The organism is Paenalcaligenes sp. (genome assembly GCF_030152715.1).
Taxonomy (GTDB): domain Bacteria; phylum Pseudomonadota; class Gammaproteobacteria; order Burkholderiales; family Burkholderiaceae_B; genus Paenalcaligenes; species Paenalcaligenes hermetiae.
In genome coordinates this window covers 1-8,917 of the sequence record NZ_JASLIX010000014.1, presented here as the reverse complement: position 1 = coordinate 8,917, position 8,917 = coordinate 1, and the positions used below count along the sequence as shown (strand labels likewise).

At 48.1% G+C, this 8,917-nt stretch carries 7 protein-coding genes and 2 tRNA genes; 6 read left to right on the top strand and 3 right to left on the bottom strand.

What is annotated here, in order from left to right; translation table 11 throughout:
- From Q1V74_RS00920 to Q1V74_RS00895, 6 genes are all read left to right on the top strand, one after another.
- Positions 1–774, top strand: a 774-nt coding sequence (locus Q1V74_RS00920; RefSeq protein WP_300646637.1) for a 3-hydroxyacyl-CoA dehydrogenase family protein, incomplete at its 5' end; no start/stop codon positions are given.
- Positions 775–857: 83 nt separating this feature from the next.
- A complete protein-coding gene (locus Q1V74_RS00915; protein ID WP_300646638.1) occupies positions 858–2,093 on the top strand; it encodes an outer membrane protein transport protein in 1,236 nt (411 codons plus the stop codon).
- A 31-nt stretch (positions 2,094–2,124) separates the two neighbouring features.
- Positions 2,125–4,524 (top strand): 3-hydroxyacyl-CoA dehydrogenase/enoyl-CoA hydratase family protein, encoded by a 2,400-nt coding sequence (locus Q1V74_RS00910; protein ID WP_300646636.1) that lies wholly within the window; start codon positions 2,125–2,127, stop codon positions 4,522–4,524.
- A gap of 11 nt (positions 4,525–4,535) precedes the next feature.
- The gene (locus Q1V74_RS00905; RefSeq protein WP_300646635.1) at positions 4,536–5,738 is read left to right on the top strand and encodes an acetyl-CoA C-acyltransferase; all 1,203 of its coding nucleotides are present in this window, start codon (positions 4,536–4,538) and stop codon (positions 5,736–5,738) included.
- A 3-nt stretch (positions 5,739–5,741) separates the two neighbouring features.
- A complete protein-coding gene (locus tag Q1V74_RS00900; RefSeq protein WP_300646634.1) occupies positions 5,742–6,269 on the top strand; it encodes a DUF4442 domain-containing protein in 528 nt (175 codons plus the stop codon).
- 30 nt (positions 6,270–6,299) lie between these two features.
- Positions 6,300–7,952: an AMP-binding protein gene (locus Q1V74_RS00895; protein ID WP_300646633.1), complete on the top strand. Its 1,653-nt coding sequence runs from the start codon at positions 6,300–6,302 to the stop codon at positions 7,950–7,952.
- Between the two features lie 57 nt (positions 7,953–8,009).
- Here the strand turns inward: Q1V74_RS00895 and Q1V74_RS00890 are convergent.
- From Q1V74_RS00890 to Q1V74_RS00880, 3 genes are all read right to left on the bottom strand, one after another.
- Positions 8,010–8,086 (bottom strand) — tRNA-Arg (locus Q1V74_RS00890).
- A gap of 84 nt (positions 8,087–8,170) precedes the next feature.
- Positions 8,171–8,247 (bottom strand) — tRNA-Arg (locus Q1V74_RS00885).
- 166 nt (positions 8,248–8,413) lie between these two features.
- Positions 8,414–8,917: glutathione S-transferase C-terminal domain-containing protein (locus Q1V74_RS00880; protein ID WP_300646632.1), on the bottom strand; the 504-nt coding region annotated here is incomplete at its 5' end.

Genomic DNA, 8,917 nt, shown 5'->3' with positions numbered 1-8,917 from the left:
ATTAGTGAAAATATCGATGCGAAACGTGGGCTTTATGCGCATTTAGAGCAGGTGATGCGCCCTGATGCTGTATTGGCTACGAACACTTCTAGCTTGGCGTTAGAGGACCTGAGCCGGGATCTAAAACAACCAGAGCGTTTGGTGGGAATCCATTTTTTTAACCCTGTGGCATTGATGCCTTTAGTAGAGGTGGTACATCAGAATGTATCGAGTCCAGCGCATCAGCAGGTTGTGGATCAAGCCCGCGGCTTTGTGGGACAGATAGGAAAGCTGCCTTTGGTTGTAAAAAGCGTACCTGGGTTTTTAGTTAATGCGGCTTTAACCCCTTATATGTTGGCCGCGATGCGTCTGGTGGACGAGGGGTATAAGCCTGAAGCAATTGATGCTGCGATGGAAGCTTATGGCATGCCGGTTGGGCCGATTGAGCTGGTAGATATGGTGGGCTTGGATGTGGCATTAGCGGTGGGCAAACAATTAGTTGCTGATGCTTTAGCCCCAGTTTGCCTACAGGAAAAAATAGAAAAAAAACAATTGGGCCGTAAAACCGGTCAGGGCTTTTATCAATGGAAAGCCGGCAAGGCGATTAAACCAAAAGCAGAGCCGGTTGCCAATAAGCTTGCGCAAGAGCTGGCAGATTTATTGGCCTCAAGCGCTAAGCAACAGCTTGACCAACAAGTAGTGAAAGATGCGGACTTGGTCGATGCTGGGATGATTTTCGGAACTGGCTACGCACCGTTTACGGGCGGGCCGTTGTATCAACGAGGAGTGCAGTAGTGAAGTAGTGAAATAGGCCTATTCCTAGGCCTAAAACCAAAGGAAATAAGGAGACAATGATGAAAATCAAAAAACACAGTGTGATGGTATTGCCATTGGTATTGAGTGCCGTTTATGCCAATACCGCATTAGGAGCAGGTTTTCAGTTATTAGAACAAAACGCCAGTGGGCTGGGAAATGCTTATGCTGGATCAGGCGTAGATACTGAAAATGCAAGTGTTTTGCATTTTAACCCTGCTGCGATGACGTATTTACCTGGTATCCATGTAACGGGTGGGGTGACAGCTATTCGCCCTTCCTTTAAGTTCACGGATAACGGGCAAAGTGTGACACCATTTAACACGAAAGGCACTTCAGGTGGCGATGCAGGAGGTTGGGGAGTTGTGCCTAACTTGGCCGCAACATGGCAGTTGAATCCACGCTGGTATGTTGGGCTGGGCGTAGGCGTGCCGTTTGGTTTAAAAACAGAGTATGAAGACGATTGGGTAGGACGTTTTCATTCCCGTGAGTTCGAAATTAAAACCATCAATATCAACCCGACTATTGCTTATCGGGTGAATGACCAATGGTCCATTGGAGCGGGAGTGAACTGGCAGCGCATTGATGCCAAATATAAGTTGGCCGTGCCGGTAGTACACCCCTTGTTACCTTTCCCCATAGAGGGCGATGCCAAAGTTGATGTCAATGGCGATGCGTGGGGGTGGAATGTGGGTGTGGTTTTCCAACCAGTAGAATCGACACGCATTGGTTTGTCTTACCGTTCACGTATCAAACATACAGGTAAAGGCGATACCAATATTGCAGTCCAAGGCCAGCATATGCTTGCTACCGATGCACGCGCGACGGTCAAGCTCCCAGATACAGCGATTTTAAGTGTTTCACATCAGCTAAACCCGCGCTGGACTTTGTTAGGCGATGTGTCTTGGACCGGATGGAGCAGTATTCCTGAGCTCACGATTGAAAACCAAGGGCTGCCTAGCAATGCACTCGATCTACAGTTCAGAGACACCTGGCGTTTTGCTTTAGGTGCGAAATACAAAATCAATGAGGACTGGACTTGGAAAGTCGGTGTGGCCACTGACCAGGCGCCGATTCGTAGCGCAGAAAAGCGTCCTACCTCTTTGCCTGATAACAATCGTCGCTGGTATTCCACAGGTGTGCAATATCAACACAAAAACATGAGCTTTGATGTTGGCTACACCTATTTGTACCTGAAAAAAACACCAATTCATAACCTTGAGCCAGGCCGTGGCTTAGTCTCTGGCGAATACAAAAACAAAGGGCATGTAATTGGTATGCAAGTATCCGCTTCGTTTTAGTCGTTACCCATTTTGAGGGAAGGAGAGAGCATTGAGTACTTTTAATATTACGCGTGTAGCGGTTTTGGGAGCCGGAGTAATGGGCGCCCAAATCGCAGCACACTTGGCCAATGCGGGAATTTCTGTGCTGCTCTATGATCTTGCTGCGCAGACGGGAGATCCGAATGGAGTTAGTGTTAATGCAATCAAGCGTTTACAAAAAGCTGAACCGGCACCTCTAGCCAGTAAAGAGGTACTCACTTCCATTGAGCCTGCTAACTATGACCAGCATCTAGATCGCTTAAAAGAGTGTGAGGTGGTGATCGAAGCGATTGCTGAGCGTATGGATTGGAAGCAAGATCTGTACAAAAAAATAGCGCCAGCATTAGGGGCAGAGAGCATTTTTGTTTCCAATACGTCAGGGCTGTCCATTCAAGCCTTGGCAGAGTCTTTGCCCGAGGCATTACGCTCACGTTTTTGTGGAGTGCATTTCTTTAACCCTCCTCGGTATATGAAGTTGGTTGAGTTGATCGCCACTTCGTATACCTCAAGCGAGGTATTAGATAAGCTTGAAACATGGTTAACCACCACCTTAGGTAAAGGTGTGATTCGAGCCTTAGATACGCCCAACTTTATTGCGAACCGTATTGGTGTGTTTTCCATGTTGGCGGCAATGCATCATACGCAGCGTTTAGGCTTAGGCTTTGATGAGGTGGATGCGATTACCGGGCCACTTATTGGTCGTCCTAAAAGTGCTACGTATCGCACCGCTGACGTGGTGGGCTTAGACACATTAGCTCATGTAATTCGTACCTTGCAAGAGAACGCAACGGAGGACCCTTGGCATGCTTACTTTAAGGCTCCAGCTTGGTTACAGGCGCTAATTGAGCAAGGGGCATTAGGGCAGAAAACGCGGGCAGGGGTTTATCGTAAGCAGGGTAAGGACATCCAAGTTTTGGATCCTGAAACGGCCAGCTACCGCGCACGAGCAGGTCAAGCCGCAGACGAACTAGTACAGATCTTAAAACAAAAAGATCCTGTTGCTCGCTTATTGGGATTGCGTCAAAGCTCACATCCGCAAGCCCAGTTTTTGTGGGCGGTATTGCGCGATACATTCCACTATAGTGCTGTGCATTTAGGCGATATTGCACAAAATGCTCGTGATGTGGATTTAGCGATGCGCTGGGGGTTTGGCTGGTCTCAAGGTCCTTTTGAGCAGTGGCAGCAAGCAGGCTGGCAAACCGTAGCTAAAGCGATTCAAGAGGACATTCAGGCGGGTCTCACGATGAGTGACGCGAAGCTACCTGATTGGGTGCTAGAGTCAGGGCGCGAGGGAGTACATCAGTCCGATGGGTCGTTTTCGGCACGTACGAAGCAGATTGAGGCTCGCTCTGCCTTGCCTGTGTATCAGCGTCAATTATTCGGTGAGCGCTTGTACGGAGAGGCGCGCTCAGATCAAGTGCTTGAGCAAGAGACCATATGGCAAAACGAGGGGGTACGCTTATGGCGCTTACCCACGGTGGATGCGGGCATCGCCATTTTATCGATTCAGTCCAAAATGCATACCATTGGCAATGAGGTATTGACAGGTATCTTAGAAGCCGTAGCCATAGCAGAGCAGTCTTACGAAGGGCTTGTTATCTGGCATGAGGCTCCTTTTGCGGTGGGAGCAAATCTACAGCAGGTAGCCGATGCGGTGGAAGCTCAAGCTTTTGATGTGTTGGAAGCCGAGGTTGCTAAATTCCAGCAAACGGCTTTGGCTTTGCGTTATGCACGTGTGCCAACAGTGGCAGCGGTTCAAGGCCTAGCGCTAGGTGGTGGTTGTGAGTTTGCGATGCATGCGCACTCGCGTGTGTTAGCACTAGAAAGCTATATGGGGCTTGTCGAGGTAGGTGTGGGGCTTATTCCAGCTGGGGGTGGTAGCAAGGCTTTTGCCGTACGTGCCGCAGAATTAGCGCGTACCACTGAAACACCTGCTGAAGTGTTCCCCTATTTGGTTAAGCCTTTCCGCCAAATTGCCATGGCTCAAGTGGCAAAAAGTGCGCTCGAGGCTCAGCAAGTGGGCTTTGCACAAAAGCATGACAAGGTTGTGTTCCATGCGGACGAATTGTTATGGACAGCGCTTAAACAAGCTCGTGCCTTAGCCGATATGGGGCATCAGCCGCCAGCTGTACCTAGTCGTATTCCCGTTGCTGGTAGAAATGGCATTGCTAACTTTGATTTGCAGCTAACCAATATGTTAGAGGGCGGCATGATTAGCGAGCATGATTATCGCGTTGCCCATGCTGCAGCGGTTGCTTTATGTGGAGGGGATATTGATAGTGGCACAGAGGTTGACGAACAATGGCTATTAGCCGTGGAGCGGCGCGAATTTGTGCAGTTGTTACGTACACCAGAAACACTAGCGCGCATCCGTCATATGTTGACCACAGGCAAACCACTACGTAATTAAAAGGAAGGATTATGAGCAGTCAAAAACAAGAGGCGTATATTGTTGCAGCCACTCGGCTGCCTGTGGGTAAGCGTGGGGGCGTATTTGGAAAAACTCGTCCTGATGATTTACTTGTTGGTGCCCTACAGGCAGCATTAGCTCAAGTACCCGAGTTGGATCCTGCGCTGATTGGTGATGTTATTGTTGGGTGCGCTATGCCCGAGGCCGAACAGGGGATGAACGTAGCACGGATGGGGGTATTGCTTGCAGGTTTACCTGCTCAGGTGCCAGGCGTGACGGTGAATCGTTTTTGCGCTTCGGGGCTACAGGCGGTTGCTGATGCGGCTGCGAAAATCCGACTCGGTGAGGCGGACGTGATGATCGCGGCGGGCACCGAGTCCATGAGCGTGATGCCCCAAATGATGGGTAATAAAATCGCCATTAACCCTCGAATTTTTGAAAACCCTGATCTAATTGGCATGGGATATGGTATGGGCCTAACAGCCGAGAAAGTCGCTGAGCGTTGGCATATTTCACGTGAGGATCAAGACGCATTTGCATTGCAATCCCACGAGCGTGCTATTGCTGCCCAAAAGGCTGGGTTGTTTGATGCGGAGATCACTCCTTACGAAACAACCTCTTATGTGCCTTCTGGCCAAGACAATGGTGAGGTCATCGAGCGTCAACATGTTGTGCGTGTAGACGAGGGGCCGCGACCTGATAGTAGTTTAGAGGGGTTAGCACGTTTGCGTCCTGTCTTCTCGGCTAGAGGTTCTGTGACAGCCGGAAACAGCTCTCAGGTTTCTGATGGTGCTGCTGCTGTGGTGTTGGTTTCAGAAAAAATCCTCAAGCAGCTAAATTTACAACCGTTGGCCCGCTTTGTTGGCTATGAGGTTGCTGGGGTTCCGCCAGAGGTGATGGGGATTGGTCCAGTAGAAGCCATACCTAAGGTTTTAAAACAAGCTGGTTTGACACTCGATCAGATGGATTGGATTGAGTTAAACGAGGCTTTTGCAGCTCAGGCTTTAGCTGTGATGCGCCAGTTGGATTTAAATCCAGAAAAGGTGAATCCATTAGGCGGAGCGATCGCTCTTGGTCACCCCTTAGGAGCAACCGGGGCGATTCGTACGGCTACATTGGTGCATGGATTGCGCCGTACCGGAGCCAAGTACGGCATGGTGACCATGTGTATCGGTACGGGTATGGGCGCGGCTGGGATATTTGAGGCGCTCTAACGTATGAAGCTACGGTGGATTTATCGCATACCACCTAAGTGGCGAGCACGGGTACTGAGAGCTGGCTTCAACTTGCATCCAGGCTTTCGCAGCATGGGAGGCAAGGTGATCGAAGTCACTCCAGACCTGTCCGCCATGAAAATACGTCTCCCCTTGCATTGGCGGACACGTAATGCATTGGGATCTATATTTGGTGGGTCGTTATTTGGTGTCACTGATGGACCGCATCCTTTGTTATTGATGGTGAGTTTAGGCGAGGATGTGATTGTATGGGATAAGCAGGCTTCGATCCGCTTCCGACGACCAGCCTATTGCACGCTATATGCATGGTGTCGTGTTACGGCTGAAGACAAGGATCGTATACAAAGCGCTTTAGAAGAGCACCAAGAAGTCACCCATGATTTTGTTATATCTCTTGAAGATCAAGCCGGAGAGGTTTATGCCATCGTAGAAAGGACGTTATATATTGCGCATCGTCGGCACTATAGTCAAAAAAAGAAAGCCCAGAGCGAGCGCAAGCAAGAAGGTTAAGCGGAGTTCAAGAGTAAGGAGAGAGAGGATATGGAGAAAATTTGGCTGAAAAGCTACCCAGAAGATGTTCCAGAAACAATTAGTACCTCCGGTTATACCTCATTGGTAGACGTGCTAGAGCAAAGTTGCGAGCGTTTTGCCAAGCAAACTGCTTATGTGTCTTTAGGGCGTGAGATGAGTTATGCCGAGCTGAATCGCCAGAGTAGTTATTTTGCAAATTGGTTGCGTCTGCAAGGGTTTAAAAAAGGCGATGCTGTGCTATTGATGATGCCAAACATTTTGCAATATATGGTTTGTATGTTTGGTGTATTAAAAGCGGGTTGTGTGATGGTGAATTGCAATCCATTGTATAAACCGCGAGAGCTGGAATACCAGCTTAATGACTCTCAGGCTAAAGCTATTGTTGTGGCTGAGAACTTTGCTCATGTACTAGAAAAGGTTAAGCATCGTCCTTATTTACAAAGCGTAGTTGTTACAGGGGTTGGGGATTTATTAGGAGCAGTAAAGGGTGGGTTAACGAATTTTGTATTACGTCGTGTAAAAAAAGCCGTACCAAAATGGACGCTGCCTGGGCACGTGCGTTTAAAGCAGGCTTTACGCCTTGGCTCACGCCAGTCGTACCAGCCAGTCAATATTCAGCAAGACGATTTGGCTTTTTTGCAGTATACAGGGGGAACCACAGGGGTGCCCAAAAGCGCAATGCTTTCTCATGGCAATATGCTGGCTAATTTAATGCAGGCCTATACTTGGGTGCGCGAGGTGGTGCGCGATGGTAAGGAGTGTGTGATTACGGCATTGCCGCTCTATCATATTTTTGCTTTAACAGCGAACTGCATGCTTTTTATTAAGCTGGGCGCACGTAATGTCTTAATTCCTGATGCGCGAGATATCCCAGCACTCATTAAGACCATGAATAAAGAAAAAATGACGGGTTTCACGGGGGTGAACACGTTATTTAACGCGTTACTTAACCATCCTGATTTTGCTAAAGTGGATTTTTCATCATTGCGTTTGGTTTTAGGTGGCGGGATGGCGGTGCAGAAAGCGGTATCTGAGCGCTGGGAAAAAGTAACAGGGCTGCCACTGGTTCAAGCTTATGGTTTAACCGAAACCTCTCCTGCAGTAACAATCAATCCTTTTGATGGTCGGCATGTAGAGGGATCTATTGGTTTGCCATTACCTTCGACTGAACTCGTTATTCGTGATGATTCAGGACAAAATATGGGCGTGGGTGAAGTGGGTGAGATTTGCGTGCGTGGTCCTCAGGTGACTTCTGGTTACTGGCAAAAACCAGAGGAGACGGCACAGGTTTTTTATGCTGATGGTTTTTTACGCACAGGGGATATTGGTTATATCGATGCAAATGGTTTTGTATTCTTGGTAGATCGAAAAAAAGACATTATTTTAGTATCGGGCTTTAATGTCTACCCCAATGAAATCGAAGAGGTCGTCGCGATGCACCCAGGGGTGCAAGAGGTGGCGGCAGTAGGGGTTCCCGATGAGCGTACGGGTGAGGCGGTTAAATTATTTGTACAACGTAAGGATCCAAATTTGACGGAGCGAGAGTTGATTAAGTATTGTCGTCAACATTTGACCGGCTATAAAATTCCGCATTATGTGGAGTTTAGGGATGAGCTGCCTAAATCCAATGTGGGGAAGATCCTACGCAAAGCCCTGCGATAAAAATAAAACCATTAATAAAAAAGCCTCGTTCAAAAATGAACGAGGCTTTTTAGTGTATGGCGCGGCTGGCAAGATTCGAACTCACGACCCCTTGGTTCGTAGCCAAGTACTCTATCCAACTGAGCTACAGCCGCTAAAAGCGTTATTGTATCTTTGTTTTTTGTATTAAGCAATAACAAAGATGATAATCCTGTTTTGGTTAACAGAATTAAAATGTATGGCGCGGCTGGCAGGATTCGAACCCACGACCCCTTGGTTCGTAGCCAAGTACTCTATCCAACTGAGCTACAGCCGCTAAAAAATAAAATTCTATTAAAGATTTAAGTCGTTGTCAAGGATTGTTTAACAACGAGATCAAATAAATCAATAATAAGACGTAGGCAACCCTGTACTCTAACGTCTAAAAAGTTATTATAGCACTCTGAAGCAAAAAAGGGTGAAAAACAATTGCATATTGTCGATTATTTTTCGGCGAGCTCCATCTGTTCGCGATGATGGGGTTGAGAAAAATCGATAATAGGGCCCAGGGGAACAATCCCAGTGGGGTTGATCGTGGGGTGGCTAGCGTAATAATGGCGCTTAATGTGATCCATGTCGACTGTGGCAGCGATACCTGGCTGCTGGTATAAATCGCGCACATAGCCCCAGAGGTTGGGATAATCCACAAGCCGACGCAGGTTGCATTTAAAGTGGCTGTAATATACGGCATCAAAACGAACTAGAGTCGTAAAAAGCCGCCAGTCGGCTTCTGTGATTTGGTCGCCGCAGAGATAACGGTGTGCCTGCAGGCGCTGCTCCAGAAGATCTAAATGAGCGAATAGGGTCGTAACAGCTTTTTCATAAGCGTTTTGGGAGGTGGCAAAGCCTGCTTGATAGACGCCATTATTAATGGTTGTGTAGATCTGTTCATTGATAGCGTCGATGGTGGATTGTTGCGCTGCTGGGTAATAGTCATAATGATTTGG